Annotated in this window: 18 protein-coding genes; 12 read left to right on the plus strand and 6 right to left on the minus strand. The window is 72.9% G+C overall.

Annotated features, from left to right (window positions below):
* Positions 1–75 precede the first annotated feature (75 nt).
* From ahcY to secA, 9 genes are all read left to right on the plus strand, one after another.
* Positions 76–1,521: an adenosylhomocysteinase gene (gene ahcY / locus GV155_RS05335; protein ID WP_160005934.1), complete on the plus strand. Its 1,446-nt coding sequence runs from the start codon at positions 76–78 to the stop codon at positions 1,519–1,521.
* A gap of 116 nt (positions 1,522–1,637) precedes the next feature.
* Positions 1,638–2,360, plus strand: coding sequence for an MtrAB system response regulator MtrA (gene mtrA, locus GV155_RS05340; protein ID WP_160005936.1), 723 nt, complete (start codon positions 1,638–1,640; stop codon positions 2,358–2,360).
* A 1-nt stretch (position 2,361) separates the two neighbouring features.
* A complete protein-coding gene (gene mtrB / locus GV155_RS05345; protein WP_160005938.1) occupies positions 2,362–4,008 on the plus strand; it encodes an MtrAB system histidine kinase MtrB in 1,647 nt (548 codons plus the stop codon).
* Positions 4,005–5,807: an LpqB family beta-propeller domain-containing protein gene (locus tag GV155_RS05350; RefSeq protein ID WP_160005940.1), complete on the plus strand. Its 1,803-nt coding sequence runs from the start codon at positions 4,005–4,007 to the stop codon at positions 5,805–5,807. Before mtrB ends, GV155_RS05350 begins: the two co-directional genes overlap by 4 nt.
* Before the next feature lie 19 nt (positions 5,808–5,826).
* On the plus strand, positions 5,827–6,576 hold the full coding sequence (locus GV155_RS05355) for a phosphoribosyltransferase family protein (RefSeq protein ID WP_160005942.1): 750 nt from the start codon (positions 5,827–5,829) through the stop codon (positions 6,574–6,576).
* A 377-nt stretch (positions 6,577–6,953) separates the two neighbouring features.
* Positions 6,954–7,592, plus strand: a complete 639-nt coding sequence (gene hpf / locus GV155_RS05360; protein WP_160005944.1) for a ribosome hibernation-promoting factor, HPF/YfiA family — start codon at positions 6,954–6,956, stop codon at positions 7,590–7,592.
* Between the two features lie 63 nt (positions 7,593–7,655).
* On the plus strand, positions 7,656–8,348 hold the full coding sequence (locus GV155_RS05365; RefSeq protein WP_236554030.1) for a response regulator: 693 nt from the start codon (positions 7,656–7,658) through the stop codon (positions 8,346–8,348).
* A gap of 3 nt (positions 8,349–8,351) precedes the next feature.
* Positions 8,352–9,575 (plus strand): winged helix-turn-helix domain-containing protein, encoded by a 1,224-nt coding sequence (locus GV155_RS05370; RefSeq protein ID WP_160005946.1) that lies wholly within the window; start codon positions 8,352–8,354, stop codon positions 9,573–9,575.
* A 56-nt stretch (positions 9,576–9,631) separates the two neighbouring features.
* Complete coding sequence (gene secA, locus GV155_RS05375; protein WP_160005948.1) at positions 9,632–12,439, plus strand: preprotein translocase subunit SecA; 2,808 nt, start codon at positions 9,632–9,634, stop codon at positions 12,437–12,439.
* A gap of 9 nt (positions 12,440–12,448) precedes the next feature.
* Here secA and GV155_RS05380 read toward each other — a convergent pair whose 3' ends face one another.
* Both GV155_RS05380 and GV155_RS05385 read right to left on the minus strand, forming a co-directional pair.
* A complete protein-coding gene (locus GV155_RS05380) occupies positions 12,449–12,922 on the minus strand; it encodes an Rv3235 family protein (protein WP_160005950.1) in 474 nt (157 codons plus the stop codon).
* 47 nt (positions 12,923–12,969) lie between these two features.
* A complete protein-coding gene (locus GV155_RS05385) occupies positions 12,970–13,713 on the minus strand; it encodes a LysM peptidoglycan-binding domain-containing protein (RefSeq protein ID WP_160005952.1) in 744 nt (247 codons plus the stop codon).
* A gap of 107 nt (positions 13,714–13,820) precedes the next feature.
* Between GV155_RS05385 and GV155_RS05390 the strand changes: the two genes are divergently transcribed.
* Positions 13,821–14,372, plus strand: coding sequence for a hypothetical protein (locus GV155_RS05390; RefSeq protein WP_160005954.1), 552 nt, complete (start codon positions 13,821–13,823; stop codon positions 14,370–14,372).
* Positions 14,373–14,476: 104 nt separating this feature from the next.
* Here the strand turns inward: GV155_RS05390 and GV155_RS05395 are convergent, their stop codons facing one another.
* From GV155_RS05395 to GV155_RS05410, 4 genes are read right to left on the minus strand one after another with little or no spacing between them, the layout of a single operon-like run.
* Positions 14,477–14,803, minus strand: coding sequence for a sec-independent translocase (locus tag GV155_RS05395; protein ID WP_160005956.1), 327 nt, complete (start codon positions 14,801–14,803; stop codon positions 14,477–14,479).
* Between the two features lie 2 nt (positions 14,804–14,805).
* The gene (locus GV155_RS05400; RefSeq protein WP_160005958.1) at positions 14,806–16,014 is read right to left on the minus strand and encodes a P-loop NTPase; all 1,209 of its coding nucleotides are present in this window, start codon (positions 16,012–16,014) and stop codon (positions 14,806–14,808) included.
* Between the two features lie 24 nt (positions 16,015–16,038).
* Complete coding sequence (locus GV155_RS05405; RefSeq protein ID WP_160010863.1) at positions 16,039–16,557, minus strand: DUF1003 domain-containing protein; 519 nt, start codon at positions 16,555–16,557, stop codon at positions 16,039–16,041.
* Between the two features lie 52 nt (positions 16,558–16,609).
* Entirely contained in the window at positions 16,610–17,917 is a 1,308-nt protein-coding gene (locus GV155_RS05410; protein WP_160005960.1) for a magnesium transporter MgtE N-terminal domain-containing protein, read from the minus strand.
* A 54-nt stretch (positions 17,918–17,971) separates the two neighbouring features.
* Here GV155_RS05410 and GV155_RS05415 point away from each other — a divergent pair, with 54 nt between their 5' ends.
* Together GV155_RS05415 and GV155_RS05420 are read left to right on the plus strand one after the other, a co-directional pair.
* A complete protein-coding gene (locus GV155_RS05415; RefSeq protein WP_160005962.1) occupies positions 17,972–18,409 on the plus strand; it encodes a hypothetical protein in 438 nt (145 codons plus the stop codon).
* Between the two features lie 172 nt (positions 18,410–18,581).
* On the plus strand, positions 18,582–19,886 hold the full coding sequence (locus GV155_RS05420; RefSeq protein WP_160005964.1) for a phospholipase D-like domain-containing protein: 1,305 nt from the start codon (positions 18,582–18,584) through the stop codon (positions 19,884–19,886).

Consider the following 19,886-nt stretch of genomic DNA (forward strand, 5'->3'; position numbering starts at 1 on the left):
GGCCGTCCTAATCTCGAAGTCCGCCGTCCGTCACCCCGTCCCGACGCCCTGTGCGTGGACTAAGGAGCACATCCCGTGGATTACAAGGTCGCCGACCTCTCCCTGGCCGACTACGGCCGCACCGAGATCACCCTCGCCGAGCACGAGATGCCCGGCCTCGTCGCGATGCGCGAGCGCTACGGCAAGGACAAGCCCCTCAAGGGCGCCCGCGTCGCCGGCTCGCTGCACATGACGATCCAGACCGCCGTCCTCATCGAGACCCTGGTCGACCTGGGTGCCGAGGTCCGCTGGGCCTCCTGCAACATCTTCTCCACCCAGGACCACGCCGCCGCGGCGGTCGTGGTGGGCCGCGACGGCACGCCCGAGCAGCCCGCCGGCGTCCCGGTCTTCGCCTGGAAGGGCGAGAGCCTGCAGGAGTACTGGTGGTGCACCCAGCAGATCCTCGACTGGGGCGTCGTGGACGGCGAGAACGTGTTCGCCAACATGATCCTCGACGACGGTGGCGACGCCACGATGCTGGTGCACCTCGGCGTCGAGGCCGAGAAGAAGGGCGAGGCGCCCGCGCTCGACTCCGCCAAGAGCGCCGAGCAGCGCATCGTCTTCGAGGTCCTCCAGGCCAGCCTCGCCGCGACCAAGGACCGCTGGACCCAGGTCGCCGCCGAGATCCGCGGCGTCACCGAGGAGACCACCACCGGCGTGCACCGTCTCTACGAGATGATGCGCGAGGGCTCGCTGCTCTTCCCGGCGATCAACGTCAACGACTCGGTCACCAAGTCGAAGTTCGACAACAAGTACGGCTGCCGCCACTCGCTCATCGACGGCATCAACCGTGCGACCGACGTCCTCATCGGCGGCAAGGTCGCGGTCGTGTGCGGCTACGGCGACGTCGGCAAGGGCAGCGCCGAGTCGCTGCGCGGCCAGGGCGCCCGCGTCGTGGTCACCGAGATCGACCCCATCTGCGCCCTGCAGGCCGCGATGGACGGCTACCAGGTCACCACGCTCGACGACGTGATCGGCCAGGCCGACATCATCGTCACCGCCACCGGCAACCGCGACGTGGTCACGGTCGAGCAGATGAAGCAGATGAAGCACCAGGCGATCATCGCCAACATCGGTCACTTCGACAACGAGATCGACATGGCCGGCCTCGAGGCCGACGGTGTCGCCTCGCGCAAGACCGTCAAGCCGCAGGTCGACGTCTGGACCTTCCCGGAGACGCAGAAGTCGATCATCGTGCTGTCCGAGGGCCGCCTGATGAACCTGGGCAACGCCACCGGCCACCCCTCGTTCGTGATGTCGAACTCCTTCACCAACCAGGTCCTGGCGCAGATCGAGATCTTCACCAAGCCGCAGGACTACCCCGTCGGCGTCTACGTGCTGCCCAAGCACCTCGACGAGGAGGTCGCCCGCCTGCACCTCGGTGCGCTCGGGGTCAAGCTGACCACGCTCAGCGACGACCAGGCCGCCTACCTCGGCATCCCGACCTCGGGGCCGTACAAGTCCGACGAGTACCGCTACTGACGCACCCTGCGACGGTCGGTCCCCGACCGTCCACAGCCCGGCCCCCGACCCCCCTCGTCCACCGGACGCGGGCGGGGTCGGGGGCCGTCGCTGTGAGCGTGGGGCAAGATGGGGCCATGAGCGCCTCCGCCGACGTCGACCTCCCCGGTGGCGCCGCGGCCCCCGCCCGGGGTCGCGTGCTGGTCGTCGACGACGATGCCGCCCTGGCCGAGATGCTGACCATCGTGCTGCGCCAGGAGGGCTTCGACAGCCGGATGTGCACCCGCGGCGACCTCGCGATGGAGCAGTTCCGCGACTACCGTCCCGACGTCGTGCTGCTGGACCTGATGCTGCCGGGGCGGGACGGGATCGACGTCTGCAAGGAGATCCGCGCCGAGTCCGGCGTGCCGATCGTGATGCTGACGGCCAAGGGCGACACCGTCGACGTGGTGGTGGGGCTGGAGTCCGGCGCGGACGACTACGTCGTCAAGCCGTTCAAGCCCAAGGAGCTCGTCGCCCGGATCCGGGCGCGGGTGCGTCGGGTGGACGGCCCGACCTCCGAGGCGCTGACCGTGGGCGACCTCGCGATCGACGTCGCCGGCCACGTCGTCACCCGTGACGGCACCCCGATCAGCCTGACGCCCCTGGAGTTCGACCTGCTGGTCTGCCTGGCTCGCAAGCCGTGGCAGGTCTTCAGCCGCGAGGTCCTCCTGGAGCAGGTGTGGGGCTACCGCCACGCCGCGGACACCCGCCTGGTCAACGTGCACGTGCAGCGGCTGCGCTCGAAGGTCGAGCACGACCCGGAGCACCCGGAGGTCGTGCTGACCGTCCGTGGGGTCGGCTACAAGGCCGGCGGCTGAGGTGCCACCGGCGCTCCCGACCGGCACGACCGCGGGCCTGCGCCGCTGGCTGACCTTCTGGCGGCGCTCGATCCAGGCCCGGGTGGTGGCCAGCACCCTGCTCCTCACCGCGGTCGTGGTCGGGGTGGTCGGGTGGTTCCTGCTGCAGCAGACCCGCGACGGGCTGCTCGACAACCGCGTCGACGCGGTCGTGACCGAGGCCGGGGACGAGACCACCGAGGCCGAGGCCCGCCTGGGCGCGGCCAGCGGGACCGAGAACAACTCCACCCGCCAGCAGCGCGAGCTCGCCGACCAGCTGATCTCGCGCGGGGACACCCGCGGGTTCGCGGTCGTCCTCGCCGGGCCGGTGGGAGGGCCGGACCTGGCCGACGGCGGCGCCGAGTACAGCCCCGGGCTCGAGCTGGACAGCGTCCCCGCCCCGCTGCAGGAGCACTTCTCCACCGTGGCCGCGACCGCCTGGACCTACACCTCGATCCGCACCACCGACGAGGAGGGCGTCGCCAGCACCCGCCCGGGCGTCGTGGTCGGCTCCCAGGTCAGGCTGCCCTCCGACGGCAACACCTACACGGTGTACTACCTCTTCCCCCTGGCCGAGCAGAGCGAGACCCTGGCCCTGGTCGCCCGGGCGCTGCTCACCGCCGGCCTGCTGCTGATCGTCCTGGTCGCCGGCGTCACGCTGCTGGTGACCCGCCAGGTGGTCACGCCGGTCCGCCTCGCGCGGCAGGTCGCCGAGCGCCTCGCGGCCGGGCAGCTGCAGGAGCGGCTGCGGGTGCGCGGCGAGGACGACATCGCCCGGCTGGCCACCTCCTTCAACCAGATGGCCAGCAACCTGCAGCGCCAGATCCGCCAGCTCGAGGAGCTCAGCCGGGTGCAGCGCCGCTTCGTCGCCGACGTGTCGCACGAGCTGCGGACCCCGCTGACCACCGTCCGGATGGCCGGCGACCTCCTCCACGACGCGCGGGGGTCCTTCGAGCCGACCACCGCCCGGGCCGCCGAGCTGCTGCAGACCGAGCTCGACCGGTTCGAGACCCTGCTGGTCGACCTGCTCGAGATCAGCCGCTTCGACGCCGGTGCGGCGGTGCTCGACACCGAGGACGTCGACCTGGTCGACGCCGCGGAGCGGGTGGTCGAGTCGACCCGGCCCCTGGCCGAGCAGCGGGGGGTGCGGGTGGTGGTGCTGCCGGCCGCGGGTCCCTGCGTGGCCGAGGCGGACGTGCGCCGGGTCGAGCGGGTCCTGCGCAACCTGGTCTCGAACGCCATCGACCACGCCGACGCCACGCGGGCCGGCGCGGGTGTCGAGATCCGGGTCTCCGCCGACTCGGACGGGGCGGCGGTCACGGTGCGCGACCACGGGGTGGGCCTGGCGCCGGGGGAGGCCGCGATGGTCTTCAACCGGTTCTGGCGCGCCGACCCGGCACGGGCGCGGACCAGCGGGGGGACCGGCCTCGGGCTGTCGATCGCCCTCGAGGACGCGCACCTGCACGGGGGATGGCTCCAGGCCTGGGGACGCCCGGGCCAGGGTGCCCAGTTCCGGCTCACGCTCCCGCGCCGGGTCGGTGCCGCCCTGCGCCACAGCCCGCTGCCCCTCGTGCCGGCCGACGCCGAGCCGGCCGCCGACGACGCACCGCTCGCCGGGGCGTCGTCATGAGTGGCCCCACGTCGTCCCGCTCCCGCCCGCCCACGCGTCCCTCCGCCCGCCGCGCAGCCGTGCTGGCCGCGGTGCTGCTGGTGCTCGGCCTCGCCGCGGGCTGCGTGCAGATGCCGGCCAGCGGTCCGGTCGTGGAGACCGACACCTCCTCCAGCGGCGACGACGGCCGGGCCACCGCGATCGACCCCGTGCCGCCGCAGCCCGGAGCCTCCGCGATCCAGGTCGCCCAGGGCTTCCTGGAGGCGATGACGGCCACCCCGATCCGCAGCAGCGTCGCCCAGCAGTACCTCGCCGAGGACGCGCGCACCAGCTGGGACCCGGACGCCTCGACGATCATCTACGCCGACTCGATGGCCCCGGTCAGCGTGCCCGGCGGCGCTGAGGTGGCCCTCACCTCCGCCGAGCGCCTCGACGACCGGGGCGCGTGGGTGGGGGACCTCGGGCCGGAGGCCTCGACCCTGCGGCTGCGGATGGTGATGGAGGACGGCGAGTTCCGCATCGCCGACCCGCCCGACGCCCTGGTCGTCCCGGCCTCCTGGTTCGAGCAGCGCTTCCGCAGCGTGTCGCTCTACTTCTTCGACCGCACCGGGCAGGTGCTGGTGCCGGAGTCCGTCTTCGTGCCCCGCGGGGAGCAGCTGGCCAGCAACCTGGTCAACGGCCTCCTGGCCGGCCCGGCGGGCGCCGCGCGCCTCGCCACGCGCTCGTTCCTGCCCGACGGCCTCGGGCTCGGGCTGTCGGTCCCGATCGACGACGACGGGGTCGCCGACGTCGAGCTGACCGGAGACGCACCGGTGCGCTCGGCGGACGCCAACGCGCTGATGCTGGCCCAGCTGGCCTGGACGATGCGGCAGGACACCTCGATCGCCGCGATCCGGGTCAGCATCGGCGGGGTCGCGGTGCCCCTGCCCGGCGACGCGTCCGCCTACTCCGTGCAGGGGGGCGCGCCGTACGACCCGACCGGCTACCAGAGCAGCAGCCTGCTCTACGGCCTCGACCAGGACGGCCTGCTCGTCTCGGGGGCGCCCGACGACCTCGAGCGGGTGTCCGGCCCGCTGGGCCAGGAGGACTTCGGCGTGCGCTCGGTGGCCGTGGACCTCGAGGGCACGGTGGCGGCCGCGGTCGGCGGCGGCGGCACCTCGGTGCTCCAGGCGCCGGTCCGTGAGGGTGAGGAGGCCGGACGGGTCCAGGAGGTGCTCAGCGGTGCCACCGACCTGCTGACGCCGGGCTGGGACGTCGCCGGACGGCTGTGGCTGGTGGACCGGACCGCCGACGGGGCGCGGGTGCTGCACCTCGACGAGGTCGGGTCCGGGGAGCCGCGCGAGGTGCGGGTGCCCGGGGTCACGGGCCGCGACGTCGTCGACGTCCTGGTCTCCCGCGACGCCACCCGGCTGGTCGCCGTGGTCCGCGGTCCGCGGTCCGACCGCCTGCACACCGCCCGGATCCTGGTGACCGACCAGGGCCGGGTCCGCGGCGCGGTCGCCGACACCCGGATCGTCTCGGAGGACGGGGGGCGGCTGCGGGTGCGCGACCTCGCGTGGTCCTCACCGACCACGGCCTCGCTGCTCAGCACGGTGCGCGACGACCTGGTCGAGGTGCGCACGATCACCGTCGACGGGGCCCCCAGCGGGCTGTCGACGCTGTCGACGACGGTCCGCGGTCCCGTGCGCGGGCTGGCCGGGAGCCCGGTGGTCGACCAGCAGACCTACGCCGTGGGCCGCTCCCGCCTGGTCGACGTCGACTCGGGCGGCGAGGTCCCGGTGACCGAGGTCGTCCTGCGCTCCCTCGGCTACGCCGGCTGAGCCTGCCGTGCACGGGGCCGTGGTCGATGCCGCCCTCGACCTGGTGGCGGGGTCGACCTGCTTCGGCTGCGCGACCCCCGGTCGGCCGTGGTGCCCACGGTGCGCGGCGGCCCCGGACCCGCACCCGTGGTGCTGCTGGCCGGACCCGCCGCCGCAGGGCCTGGTGCCGCCGTGGGCGGCCACGCCGTACGCCGGCGCCGTGCGCGACGCCGTCCTGGCCCACAAGGAGCGGCGCGTGCTGCCGCTGGCCGCCACGCTCGGGGGGTGGCTGGCCCTGGCCGTCGCCGCCGCCCTGGAGGACGAGCGGCCCGAGCCGGGGGAACCCGGCCCGGCGCCGGTCGTGCTCGTCCCGGTGCCGTCGCGGCGCGCCGGCGTCCGGGCGCGCGGCCACGACGCCACCGCGCGGATGACCCGTGCGGCCGCGACCCGGCTGCGCCCGGTCGTCGGCGTCCCGGTCGTCGTCGCCCCGCTGCTGCGCCTGCGCAGGGGGGTGCTGGACCAGTCCGGCCTCACCGCGTCGGCCCGGGCCGCGAACCTCGCGGGCTCGATGGCGTGCGACGCCCGCCGCGTGGGGCGCCTGGCGCACCGGGTGGGTCGGGCCCGGGTCGTCGTCTGCGACGACGTCGTCACCACCGGTGCCACGGTGCGGGAGGCGCAGCGCGCCCTCGAGGCCGTCGGCGTCCCGGTGGTCGCGGTGGCGGCGGTCGCAGCGACGACCTTGCGCCGAAAAGAGCCCTCCGGCCTTTCGCCCGACCCGGCCACCCACTAACGTCTCGTCATGGAGTCCGCCCGGGTCCGTGGTTGCGCCGACGTCGCGCCCACCAGGGCGCCGGAACGGCAAGCCGATGCCAGTCGCAGGCGAAACGGTCCACGTAAGTCCCGCCGGGGCATGCCCCGACCGGGACGATCACGGTGCGGCTTAGAGGTAAGTCCTGCCCCGTGCCACCGGTCAGACACCGGTGTCCGCGGGAGACGGCCAGTAGTGGCGCCAGAGATGGCAGACGAGCTGCGAACGCTGCCGCAGGCGGTTGTGGGGTCGAAGACCAGGTCGGCCGGGCGGGCTCCTTCGCACCACCGGAAGCACACGTCACACCCCACCCGGTCGGTGCCCCCGCCGACCGGGTCCTACGAGTGCAGGAGGTCCCCATGGAGGTCGTCGTCACCGGACGCCACTGCGAGCTGAGCGATCGGTTCCGCAGCCACGCCGAGGAGAAGCTGGCCCGGCTCGAGAAGCACGACCATCGCATCATCCGGGTGCACGTGGAGGTCGACTGCGAGGCCAACCCCCGCCAGCACGACCGCAGCACCCACGTCGAGCTCACCGCCTACTCCAAGGGGCCGGTGATCCGGGCCGAGGCGGTCGCGGACCACGAGATGGGCGCCCTGGACCTCGCGATGGACAAGATGGCCGAGCAGATGCGGCGCGCCTCCGACCGCCGCCGCGTGCACCGCGGGCGCCGGACGCCGGTCTCCGTGGGCCAGGCGCTGGCCGACGTCCCGATCGACCGCGACCTGCTCGGTGCGGCCGAGGACGAGACCGACGACGACACGGCGCGCGAGCACCGGGTCGGCCCGATCGAGGTCACCGGCGACGGTCCGCTCGTGGTGCGCGAGAAGTCGCACCCGGCGACCCCCATGACGCTGGACCAGGCGCTCTACGAGATGGAGCTGGTGGGCCACGACTTCTACCTGTTCGTCGACAAGGAGTCCGAGCGCCCTGCGGTCGTCTACCGCCGCAAGGGCTACGACTACGGGGTGATCGCGCTCGACCTCGTCGAGGAGTAGCCGCACGACGACGACGGGGTGTGGCCGGGAGGCCGCACCCCGTCGCCGTGCGATGATGCCGAGGTGGCCGCCCCCGTCTCGCCTGCCTCCGCCGCCCCGGAGCCCGTCCGCGTGATCGTGGTCGACGACCAGGAGCTCTTCCGCCGTGGGCTGACCATGCTGCTCGGCCTCGAGGACGGCCTCGAGGTCGTCGGCGAGGCCGGGGACGGCGACCAGGGCATCGCGCTGGCCGTGAGCACCGCGCCCGACGTGGTGCTGCTCGACGTGCGGATGCCGCGCCGCTCCGGGATCGAGGCCTGCCTGGCCATCAAGGAGTCCGTGCCGGCCACCAAGATCATCATGCTCACCGTCTCCGACGAGGAGAGCGACCTCTACGAGGCGGTCAAGAGCGGGGCGTCGGGCTACCTGCTCAAGGACTCCTCCATCGAGGAGGTGGCCCAGGCCGTCCGGGTCGTCGTCGAGGGCCAGTCGCTGATCAGCCCGTCGATGGCGGTCAAGCTGATCGACGAGTTCAAGCAGATGTCGCGCCCCGAGCGCCGCACCGCGGCGAACCTGCGGCTGACCGACCGCGAGATGGACGTGCTCCGGCTCGTGGCGCTGGGCCTGAACAACCGCGAGGTGGCCCGTCGGCTGACGATCAGCGAGAACACCGTGAAGAACCACGTGCGCAACATCCTCGAGAAGCTCCAGCTCCACTCCCGCATGGAGGCCGTCATGTACGCCTTCAAGGAGAAGCTGCTCGAGCTGCCCAGCTGACCGGTGCTCTCGCTCTCGACCGCCCAGGCGCGGCGGGTCGCGCTCGCCGCCCAGGGTTTCTGCGACCCGGCCCACGCCGCGCCCACGATGCGCACCCTGGACCGGGCCGTCGCCCGGACCGGCGTCCTCCAGGTCGACTCGGTCAACGTGCTGGCCCGGGCGCACTACATGCCGCTGTACGCGCGGATGGGGCCCTACGACCCCGACCTCCTGCACCGCGCCGCCGAGCGGTCGCCGCGTCACCTCGTCGAGTACTGGGCGCACGTCCAGGCGCTGATGCCGGTCGACCTGTGGCCCACGATGGCGCACCGCCGTGACCACTACCGTGCCCGGCGCGGGAAGTGGACCGTGCTCGAGGCGGGCACGGACCTGGAACGTGCGCTGCTCGCCGAGATCGCGGACCGGGGCCCCTCGACGGCCCGGGACCTCGACGACGGGCTGCCGCGCAGCCGGGAGCACTGGGGCTGGAACTGGTCGCGGGCCCGGCAGGTCCTGGACTACCTCTACCTCGTGGGGGACCTCGCGATCGCGGGGCGGACCGGCTCGTTCGAGGTGCTCTACGACCTCCCGGAGCGGGTGCTGCCACGCGCGGTGCTGGAGGCGCCCACGCCCTCGGTCGCCGACCAGCACCTCGAGCTGGTGCGACGCGCGGCCCGCTCGCACGGCGTGGTCACGCTGCCGTGCCTGCGCGACTACTACCGCCTGGCGCGGCTGGACCAGGTGCGCCCGGCGGTCGAGGTGCTGGTCGAGGCCGGGGAGCTCGAGCCGGTGCGGGTCGAGGGCTGGGACCGACCGGCCTGGCTGCACCGCGACGCCCGCCGGGCCCGCCGGGTCGCCGCCCGGACCCTGCTCAGCCCGTTCGACCCGGTGGTGTGGGAGCGCGAGCGCGCCGAGCGGCTGTTCGGCTTCCACTACCGGATCGAGATCTACGTCCCGGCCGCCGAGCGGCGCTACGGCTACTACGTCCTGCCGTTCCTGCTCGGCGACCAGATCGTGGCCCGGGTGGACCTCAAGGCCGACCGGGCCGCCGGGGTCCTGCGGGTGCCCGGGGCGTTCGCCGAGGACGGTGCGCCGGCGGGCACGGCCGAGGAGCTGGCCGCCGAGCTGGTGCGCCTGGCCGGGTGGCTGGGTCTGGCCGAGGTCCGGGTGGGGGAGCGCGGCGACCTCGCCGCGCCGCTGGCCGGGGCCCTGGCCGCGGGTTGGGGCGCTGTTCTCCCCCCTGGGTAGCATGGGCGGGCCGACGCGCGACGCCGTCGGCCCCCGATCCAAGGAGTCGCAGCACCGTGCCCGTCATCATCGACAAGCTGCTCCGCCTCGGCGAGGGCAAGATCGTGCGCCGCCTCGAGACCGTGGCGGCCGCCGTCAACGCCATCGAGGACGACTTCGTCGCGATGAGCGACGCCGAGCTCCAGGGCATGACCGACGAGCTGCGCGCCCGCTACGCCGACGGCGAGAGCCTCGACGACCTGATGCCCGAGGCCTTCGCCACCGTGCGCGAGGCGGCCCGCCGCGTCCTGGGGCAGCGGCACTTCGACGTGCAGGTGATGGGTGGCGCCGCGCTGCACCTCGGCAACATCGCCGAGATGAAGACCGGCGAGGGCAAGACCCTGGTCTCCACGCTGCCGGCCTACCTCAACGCGCTCACGGGCAAGGGCGTCCACGTCGTCACCGTCAACGACTACCTCGCCAAGTTCCAGTCCGAGATGATGGGTCGCGTCCACCACTTCCTCGGGCTGTCCGTCGGGGTCATCCTGCCGTCGATGCGTCCGGCCGAGCGGCGCGAGGCGTACGCCTGCGACATCACCTACGGCACCAACAACGAGCTCGGCTTCGACTACCTGCGCGACAACATGGCCGGCTCCCTGGAGGAGTGCGTGCAGCGCGGTCACCACTTCGCCGTGGTCGACGAGGTCGACTCGATCCTCATCGACGAGGCCCGGACGCCGCTGATCATCTCGGGCCCGACCCAGGACGAGGTGAAGTGGTACGGCGAGTTCGCCAAGATCGTCGCCAAGCTCGACCGCGACACCGACTACGAGGTCGACGAGAAGAAGCGCACCATCTCGGTCCTGGGGCCGGGCATCACCAAGGTCGAGGACCACCTGGGGATCGAGAACCTCTACGAGTCGGCCAACACCCCGCTGATCTCCTTCCTCAACAACGGGATCAAGGCCAAGGAGCTCTTCCGCAACGACAAGGAGTACGTCGTCATCGACGGCGAGGTGCTCATCGTCGACGAGCACACCGGCCGGATGCTCGCGGGTCGCCGCTACAACGACGGCCTGCACCAGGCGATCGAGGCCAAGGAGGGCGTCCGGGTCCGCGAGGAGTACCAGACCCTGGCCACGGTCACCCTGCAGAACTTCTTCCGCCTCTACTCCACGCTGTCCGGCATGACCGGCACGGCGATGACCGAGGCTAGCGAGTTCGACAAGACCTACGGCCTGGGCGTCGTGCCGATCCCGACCAACCGCCCGATGAAGCGTGAGGACCAGGCGGACCTCGTCTACCGCACCGAGACCGCGAAGTACGAGGCCGTCGCCGACGACATCGAGGAGCGCAACCGCGCGGGCCAGCCGGTCCTGGTGGGGACCGTGTCGGTGGAGAAGTCCGAGCTCCTCTCGCGGCTGCTGACCAAGCGCGGCATCGCGCACAACGTGCTCAACGCCAAGGTGCACGCCGACGAGGCCAAGATCGTGGCCCAGGCCGGGCACCGCGGCGCGGTCACCGTGGCGACCAACATGGCCGGTCGCGGGACCGACATCATGCTCGGCGGGTCCGTGGAGTTCCTCGCCGACGAGGAGCTGCGCCGCCGTGGGCTCGAGCCGCTCGGCGAGACCGCCGACGAGTACGAGGCCGCCTGGCCCGAGACCCTGGAGCGCCTCAAGACCCAGGTCTCGGCCGAGCACGACCAGGTGCGCGAGCTCGGCGGGCTCTACGTCGTCGGCACCGAGCGCCACGAGTCCCGACGCATCGACAACCAGCTGCGCGGGCGGTCCGGCCGCCAGGGCGACCCCGGCGAGTCGCGGTTCTACCTCTCCCTCGAGGACGAGCTGATGCGGCTCTTCAAGTCCGAGTGGGTCGACCGCGTGCTGACCATGATGAAGATCCCCGACGACGTGCCGATCGAGAACAAGCGCGTCACGAGCGCGATCGCCAACGCGCAGGGCCAGGTCGAGTCGCAGAACTTCGAGTCCCGCAAGAACGTCCTCAAGTACGACGACGTGATGGACCGCCAGCGCCGGGTGATCTACACCGAGCGCCGCGAGGTCCTCGAGGGCGCCGACCTGCAGGAGCAGGTCAGCGGCTTCCTCGACGACGTCGTGGAGGGGACCGTGCGCGGCTCCGCCCAGCAGTTCTCCGAGGAGTGGGACCTCGAGCAGCTGTGGACCGACCTGAACCAGATCTGGCCGGTCGGCGTCAGCATCGCCGACGTCGAGGCGCGGTCCGGCAGCCGGGCCGACCTCGACGTCGACGAGGTCGTCGCGGTGCTCAAGGACGACGCCCACCAGGCGTACGACGCCCGCACCGCCCAGGTCGGCGACGAGGTGATGCGCGAGCTCGAGCGCCGGGTGCTGCTGTCGGTGCTCGACCGCAAGTGGCGCGAGCACCTGTACGAGATGGACTACCTGCGCGAGGGCATCTACCTGCGGGCCTACTCGCAGCGTGACCCCCTGGTGGAGTACCAGCGCGAGGGCTACGACATGTTCACCGCCATGATGGACGGCATCAAGGAGGAGGCCGTCGGCTTCCTGTTCAACCTCGAGGTCACCGTCGAGGAGGAGCCCGAGCCGGTGCTGGTCGCCCCCGACGGTGCCGAGGCCGAGGTCGACGACGAGCCGATGCGTCGGGAGGTGCCCACGATCCGGGCTAAGGGCCTGGACCGGCCCACGCAGCCCCAGGGCCTCTCCTACACCGCGCCCAGCGAGGACGGCGAGGCGGAGGTGCGCGCCGAGGGTGCGGCGTCCGACGACGAGTTCGCCGGCACCACCCGCAACGCCCTGTGCCCGTGCGGATCGGGGAAGAAGTTCAAGCGCTGCCACGGGCAGGCGGGCGGACCGACCGGTCTGACCGCGCGCGCCAACGGCTGAGCGCCAGCGTCAGGAGAAGTCGAGGGCGGTGCAGACCCAGCGTCCGCGCCGCCGCTCGAACCGGGTGGCCACGGCCCGCGACCGCGGGCCGTGGGCGGCGTGCACGGCGGCGTCGACCACGCCGTCGGCGATGACGCAGCTGTGCACGCTGAGCACCCTCGGCCGCACCGGCTGGACCCGGGCGACGCCGGGGGTGTGACCGCCGGCGTGGGCCACCAGCCAGGCGCGGCGCTGCAGGTCGGCGAGGACCTCGCGGTCGACCCACCGCACCAGCTGGCTGGCGGGCCGGTCGCCGCCGACGATCTCGAGCGCGGCCTGGACCACGCGTCGGGCCCACGCCTCGACGCTCCGGGCGCCGTCGTCACCCGGGGGCACGACCGGTGTCGGCGGGGGCTCGCGCCGGGGGAGCAGGGCCAGGGCCAGCGTGCCCTGGACGCCGCTGACCGGCACGGGCGGGCGGATCGGGACGACGGTCGAGGACATGGCGGTCTCCTAGGGACGGGCCGGTCGGGGCAGGGGTCGCAGGTCGGTCAGGGTCGGTCGAGGTCGAGGTGCTGGCCGGGCAGGACCAGGTCCGGGTCCGGGCCGATCCGCTCGGCGTTGGCGGCGTAGATCTCCTGCCAGCGGGTCGCCACGGCCGCGTCGTCGACGGGTGCGCCCGCGGCGCGCAGCTGGGTCTCCGCGATCTGCCAGAGGGAGTCGCCCGGCGAGACCCGGACCGTCGTGCGCGCCGCCGGGGTCGGGCCGGGTCGCCGGGACGCCGTCGACCTCTGCCCCGCGGTGCCGGGGGCCTCCCCGGCGACGCGGTCGGGCAGCGGCAGGCCCCCGGGACCGGTGCCGGGCAGGTCGCCGGTGGCGGCGGGCAGCGCGAGGGCGGCGATCGGGTCCGTGCCGGGGCCGTCGGACCTGCCGGCGGCCAGCGCCGGGGCCGCCGGGGCAGCGACCAGGGCGACGCCGCACGCCGTCAGGACCGCCCGCCCCAGCCACGGCGGCAGGCCGGCCGGGACCGGCAGGTGGGCGGGCTCGACGGCCGTGCCGGCGGCGACGACCAGGCGCAGGACCCCGGTCCACCAGCACCCGCCGGCGGTCAGGGCGGCCACGGCGCACACCCGGACCAGCAGGTCCTCGAACGACACCGAGCGCCAGGTCCCGACCCGGGCGTCGGCGAGCGTCGTACCGAGTTCCGGCAGCGCGAGGGCGACGACGAGCAGCATCCCCGCCGTGGCCGCGACGGCCACGGCGAGCCTCCGGACGAGGGGGGAGCGAGAGGTCATCGACGGTCCTATGCATGCGTTTGCGTCTGTTTGCCTCAGCCAACGCCTGTTCGCATCGGTCGTCAACCGTCCATCCACAGTCACCCTCGTTCTGGCAGGCTGGCGCCATGGGCGCAGACGAGCGGCTCCTCGACCTCTTCGACGAGCTGGAGAGCCGGGCGGAGACGCTCTACGACGCCGACCGGGCGCCCGAGATCGCCGACCGCAGCCGCGCCGAGTACCGCGCGGTCACGCTCGCGAGCCGGCTGATGGCCTCCCTCGGGGACCCGGTGGTGGTCCGGGTGGCCGGGGTCGGACCGGTGGTCGGCACCCTGGAGCGGGTCGGCGACGGGTGGTTCCTGCTGCGGGGCGCCGCGCAGGACTGGGCGGTGCCGCTCGCGGCCGTGCAGTCGGTCAGCGGGTCGTCAGCGCGCTCGGTGCCCGAGGTGGCCTGGCCGCGGGTGGCCGCCCTCGGGCTGGCGGCGTTCCTGCGGCGGCTGGCCGAGGAGGGGCAGCCGTGCGTGCTGCACCTGCGGGACGGGGGACCTCACGAGGGCACGCTGCTGCGCGTCGGGGCGGACTTCGTCGAGCTGCAGGAGGGCGCGGACGCGGCGCACCGCTGCCTGGTCCCCCTCGCCGCGCTCTCCGCCGCCCAGGTCCGGCCCGACCAGCCGAGATGACGCTCGCGGACAGTCGAGGTGACGCTTGCGGACAGTCGAGATGACGCTCGCGGACAGCCGAGATGACGCTCGCGGACAGTCGAGGTGACGGTCGCGGTCCCGGCTCAGGTGGCCTCGGTGTCGTACGGCGGGACCTCGCCCTCGGCCAGCGTGCGCTGGGCGGTGCGGGCCTTCCGCTCCTCCTCGTCGGCCTCCTCCATCGCCTCGAGGATGTGCTTGCGCACCACCGCGCGCGGGTCGAGGTCGCGCAGCTCGAGGTCGGAGTAGGCCGGGCCGAGCTCGGTGCGCAGCTCGTCGCGCGCGTTGTTGGCCAGGTTGCGACCCTTGCGGATCAGCTGCCCCGCCTGCTTGGCGAGGTCGGGCAGCTTGTCGGGTCCGAAGACGACGATCGCGACGAAGGCGATGACGACGAGCTCCAGGAACCCAGGCACGCCTAGACCTTAGCGGTGGGGCTGAGGCCGAGCTGACGCCCGGCCAGTCCGCGGCCGCGTCGGCCCAGCGCGTCGGCCACGCCACGCAGCGCCAGCGCGGACGGCGAGGTGGGGTCGGCCTCGATCACGGGCTTGCCGACGTCGCCACCCTCCCGCAGGGAGAGGTCGAGCGGGATCCGACCCATGACCGGCACGTCGTAGCCGAAGCGGGACGACAGGGTCGCGGCGACGCGGTCCCCGCCGCCGGAGCCGAACACCTCCAGGCGGTGGTCCTGCTCGGGGGTGCAGTGCGGGCACGGCAGGAAGGACATGTTCTCCACGACGCCGATGACGCGCTGGTGCATCATCGAGGCCATCGTCCCGGCGCGCTCGGCGACCTCGGCGGCGGCCTCCTGCGGCGTGGTCACCACGATCACCTCGGCCCCGGGCAGGTGCTGGCCCAAGGAGATGGCCACGTCGCCGGTGCCCGGCGGCAGGTCGAGCAGCAGCACGTCGAGGTCGCCCCAGTAGACGTCGGAGAGCATCTGCACCAGCGCCCGGTCGAGCATCGGGCCACGCCAGGCCACGACCTGGTCGCGACGCGGCTTGAGCATCCCGATCGAGATCACGGAGACGCCGCTGGGCGTCGGCACCGGCATGATCAGGTCCTCGACCTGGGTCGGGCGGGCGTCGGCCAGTCCGAGCATGGCGGGCACGGAGTGGCCGTACACGTCGGCGTCGACGATCCCGACCCGCAGGCCCTGGGCGGCCAGCGCGAGGGCCAGGTTGACCGTCACCGAGGACTTCCCGACGCCGCCCTTGCCGCTGGCGATCGCGTAGACCTTGGTCAGGGAGTCGGGCTGCGCGAAGGGGATCTCGCGCTGCGCCTGCCCGCCGCGCAGGTGCGCCTGCAGGCCCTCGCGCTGCTCGGGCGTCATCACGCCGAGCTCGATCGCCACGTCGTCGACGCCGTCGACCCGCCCGACGGCCTCGGTCACCTCGCGGTTGATGGTGTCCTTCATCGGGCAGCCGGAGACGGTCAGCAGCACCTTGATCCGGGCCGTGCCGGTGTCGTCGACGACGACGGAGTCGACCATGCCGAGCTCGGTGATCGGCTTCTTGATCTCGGGGTCGTCGACCGTGGCCAGCGCGGCGTGCACCCGGTCGAGCACGGTGCTGCCGCTCGCACCGTCGGGTGCGTCGGCGGTCGGACGGTCGGAGGGGGAGCTCATCCTCCGAGTCTAGGAGACCGCGGGTCAGCCCCGGTGCCGGGAGCCGTCGTCGGGACCGTCACCCCGGCCGAGGTCATGATGCTCGTCACGTCGGTCCTCGCGCCGGTCGTCGATCTCGGCGAGCAGGGACCGCAGCTCGGAGCGCAGGAAGTCGCGGGTGGCGACCTCGCCGACCGCCATCCGCAGCGAGGCGACCTCGCGCGCGAGGAACTCCATGTCGGCGTGACCGCGGGCGTTGGCCTGCCGGTCCTGCTCGCCGATCACCTTGTCCCGGGCCTCCTGACGGTTCTGGGCCAGCAGGATCAGGGGGGCGGCGTAGGAGGCCTGGAGGCTGAGGATGAGGGTCAGGAAGATGAAGGGGTAGCCGTCCCAGCGCAGGTCCTCCGGCGCGAGCACGTTCCAGCTCACCCAGACCAGGACGAACATCGTCATGTAGGCCAGGAAGGTCGCGGTCCCCATGAACCGCGCGAAGGTCTCGGCGAACACCCCGAAGGTGTCGGAGTCGTACGCCGGGCGGCGCACGAGAGCCCGGCGGTGTGCCATCGGGGTGTCCAGGCGCTGACGGTTCTCCCGCTGCGCGGGGCGGGGCGTCCGCTCAGCCACGGGACGCTCCCGGGGGAGGGGTGCTGGCCGCGCCGGTCACCAGGCCGGGCCGGCGCCCGGAGCGCGTGCCGCGGTCGCGCCAGTTCTCGGGCAGCAGGTGGTCGAGCAGGTCGTCGACGGTCACGACCCCGATCAGGTGGCCCCCGTCGTCGGTGACCGGTGCCGCGACCAGGTTGTAGAACGCCAGGTGTGCGGCGACCTCGTCGACCGACGCCTCCGGCCGGACGTTCTCCAGGGTCTCGTCCATCGCCCCGGCGACCAGCGAGGACGGCGGCTCGCGCAGCAGGCGCTGGATGTGGGCGACGCCGAGGAAGCGGCCGGTCGGTGTCTCGAGCGGCTGGCGGCAGACGTACACGCAGGCCGCCAGGCTCGGGGTCAGGTCGGGGTCGCGGACCAGCGCGAGCGCGTCGGCCACCGTGGCGTCGGGCCCCAGGATGACCGCCTCCGGCGTCATCATGGCGCCGGCGGTGTCGTCGACGTAGGACATGAGCCGGCGCAGGTCCTTCGCCTCCTCGGGCTCCATCAGGTCCAGCAGGAGCTCGGCGGTCTCGGGCGGCAGCTCGTTGATCAGGTCGGCGGCGTCGTCGGGGGACATCTCCTCGAGCACGTCGGCCGCGCGCTCGGTGCCGATCCGGCCGAGGATCTGGACCTGGTCCTCCTCGGACATCTCCTCCAGCACGTCGGCGAGACGCTCGTCGTCGATCGCGGCGACGACGGCCAGCTGCCGGTCCTCGGGGAGGTCGTGCAGCACCGACGCGGCGTCGGCCGGCCGCATCTCGTTCAGCGCGTGCAGCAGCTGGGTGGCGCCCTGGGAGTCCTCACGCCGGGTCAGCCCGGTGACCTCGTCCCACGCCACCACGTGGCTCTGCCCGCGGCGGCGCAGGCCCTTGCCGGGCTCCTGGACCGCCACCCGGGACAGCACCCAGTCGCGGTTGCGGGCCTGCTCCATGGCCACGTCGTAGACCGTGCCCGACACGCCGGTGCCCACGATGGTCACCGAGTGGTCCAGCATCTGGCCGATCACCAGGGTCTCGGTGGAGCGCTGCTCGAAGCGGCGCATGTTGAGCAGCCCGGTCGTGTAGACCTGCCCGCTGTCGATGTTGGTGACCCGGGTCATCGGCACGAAGATGCGGCGGCGGCCGAACACCTCGGCCACCAGTCCCAGCACCCGCGGCTGGCTGGTCTCGGAGCGCAGCACCACCACGACGTCCCGGACCTTGCCCACCTGGTCTCCCTGGGGGTCGAAGATCGGCAGGCCCACGAGCCGTGCGGTGTAGACGCGGGTCGGGGAGCTGCTCACGCAGCCGAGGTTAGCGGGCCCCGGGGTCCCCCTCCGGAGGCGTAGGATCCTCGGATGAGCGGAGACCCCCGACCTGTTCCCCGCACGACCCTCGCCCGAGGACCCCGGCGTACGGGCGCGGCCCTGCTCGCGGTCGTACTCCTCGGCGCCCTCGGCGCCTGCGGCGGAGACGCCGACGAGGCCGCCGACCCGGCCGCCGCGGGCACGCCGTCCCCCTCGGCGCCCTCGTCGTCGGCCGCCGAGGTCCCGGCCGGGACCCCCGACTGCGCCGACGTGTGGTCGGAGGGGGTCACGATCCCGCGCTCCTACCAGGGGTGCGTCCAGGACGGTGCCCTCGTCGAGGACGACTCCCTGGCCTGCTCCTCCGGCCAACGGCTGATCACCTTCGACGACCGTTACTACGGCGTCGCGGGCGGTGACGTCCGCGTGTCGGAGCAGTCCCTGGCCGATGACGCCGACTACGGTTCGTCGGTCAGGTCCTGCCGCGCCTGAGGCGCGGCGGCGCGGGAACGTGCTTCACGTCCCTGTCGTCGACCTGACGTAGCCTGGCCGGGTCGCGCAGTCCACGGGTTGCGTCGCCATGCCCTCCCCGGGGCAGGGCGGGACCGCCACGGCCGGTCGGCACGACCACCCCCCACCACCCATGATCGAGGGGATCCATCCCATGCTCAGGACGCTCGTCCGAACGCTCGCACTGGTGCTCGCCACCGTGGGGCTCCTGCTGCCGATCGGCTCGGTCTCGACCGCGTCCGCGGCACCCGACAACTTCACCCCCAAGACGGGTGCCACGTTCAACAGCCCGTTGGGAGGCAGCAGCGAGCGCCGGGAGATCTTCCGCAAGGTGATGCGGTCGATCAACTCCTCGCCCAAGGGCAGCAACATCAACATCTTCACCTGGAACTTCCTCACCAGCGAGGGCAAGGACGCCCTCCTGCGCGCCCAGAAGCGCGGCGTGCGCGTGCGGCTGCTGATGGACGACCTCAACGTGAAGTCGGTCGACAACCCGCCGTTCCGCGCCCTGCGCGCGGGGCTGCAGCGCGGCAACAAGAAGGTGCCCGCCAAGCGCCAGAGCTTCGCCCGGGTCTGCGACAAGACCTGTCGCGGCGGCGGTGGCGCTGCGCACTCGAAGTTCTACATGTTCTCGAGGTCGGGCAAGGCCCGCAACGTCGTCATCCAGGGATCGGCCAACTTCACCCTGGCCTCCACGAACAACCAGTGGAACGACATCTACACCCACGTCGGCAACCAGAAGGTCTATGACTGGGCCGGCCGGATCTTCCAGCAGGCCGTCCGCGACAAGCGGGCCAAGAAGCCCTACGCCGACCGCAACTTCGGCAACTTCCGCCTGATGATGTTCCCCAACACGGGCAAGAACGTGCCCGACCCGGTGATGCAGACGCTGAACCGCGTCAAGTGCAAGGGCGCCACGAACACCGCCAGCAACCGCACCCGGATCCGGATCTTCCCCGACGTGATGCGCAACCCCCGCGGCAACGCCCTGGCCCGCAAGGTCAAGAGCCTGTGGAACAACGGCTGCGACATCCGCATCGGCTACACCGTGATGGGCATCGACACCGGCAAGATCCTGCGCTCGGGCGGTGGACGCGGCCCCGTGCCGATGCGCCACATGGTCCAGGACACCAACGGTGACGGCCAGTTCGACAACTACTTCCACATGAAGTCGATGTCGATCGTCGGCAACTACGGCGGCGACCGCTCCGGCTACGCGCTGCTCAACGGCTCCGCCAACTGGTCCGGCCTGGCCAAGGTCAGCGACGAGAACCTGGGCCTCTACCGGAGCAAGGCGACCACGCAGCGCTACCAGGAGCACATGAACTACTGGTACGACCGGTTCTCCGGGCGCGCCCGCCTGGTCTTCGGCGCCGGTCGCGACGCGGTCTACGAGGACGGCACCCAGGTCAGCCCCGGCGGCGCGGTGGACCCGTTCGCCCGCGTGGCCACGGACTGA

Origin of the sequence: Nocardioides sp. AX2bis (assembly GCF_902506435.1) — a bacterium.
Classification (GTDB): Bacteria; Actinomycetota; Actinomycetes; order Propionibacteriales; family Nocardioidaceae; genus Nocardioides.

What these genes read in the sequence shown, in the direction of transcription:
- mtrA (WP_160005936.1), top strand. Translation starts at nt 1,638, where the DNA reads ATGAGCGCCTCCGCCGACGTCGACCTCCCCGGTGGCGCCGCGGCCCCC.
- GV155_RS05350 (WP_160005940.1), top strand. Translation starts at nt 4,005, where the DNA reads ATGAGTGGCCCCACGTCGTCCCGCTCCCGCCCGCCCACGCGTCCCTCC.
- GV155_RS05405 (WP_160010863.1), bottom strand. Translation starts at nt 16,557, where the DNA reads ATGGCACACCGCCGGGCTCTCGTGCGCCGCCCGGCGTACGACTCCGAC.
- GV155_RS05415 (WP_160005962.1), top strand. Translation starts at nt 17,972, where the DNA reads ATGAGCGGAGACCCCCGACCTGTTCCCCGCACGACCCTCGCCCGAGGA.
- GV155_RS05400 (WP_160005958.1), bottom strand. Translation starts at nt 16,014, where the DNA reads ATGAGCTCCCCCTCCGACCGTCCGACCGCCGACGCACCCGACGGTGCG.
- GV155_RS05420 (WP_160005964.1), top strand. Translation starts at nt 18,582, where the DNA reads ATGCTCAGGACGCTCGTCCGAACGCTCGCACTGGTGCTCGCCACCGTG.
- GV155_RS05385 (WP_160005952.1), bottom strand. Translation starts at nt 13,713, where the DNA reads ATGACCTCTCGCTCCCCCCTCGTCCGGAGGCTCGCCGTGGCCGTCGCG.
- GV155_RS05380 (WP_160005950.1), bottom strand. Translation starts at nt 12,922, where the DNA reads ATGTCCTCGACCGTCGTCCCGATCCGCCCGCCCGTGCCGGTCAGCGGC.
- hpf (WP_160005944.1), top strand. Translation starts at nt 6,954, where the DNA reads ATGGAGGTCGTCGTCACCGGACGCCACTGCGAGCTGAGCGATCGGTTC.
- GV155_RS05390 (WP_160005954.1), top strand. Translation starts at nt 13,821, where the DNA reads ATGGGCGCAGACGAGCGGCTCCTCGACCTCTTCGACGAGCTGGAGAGC.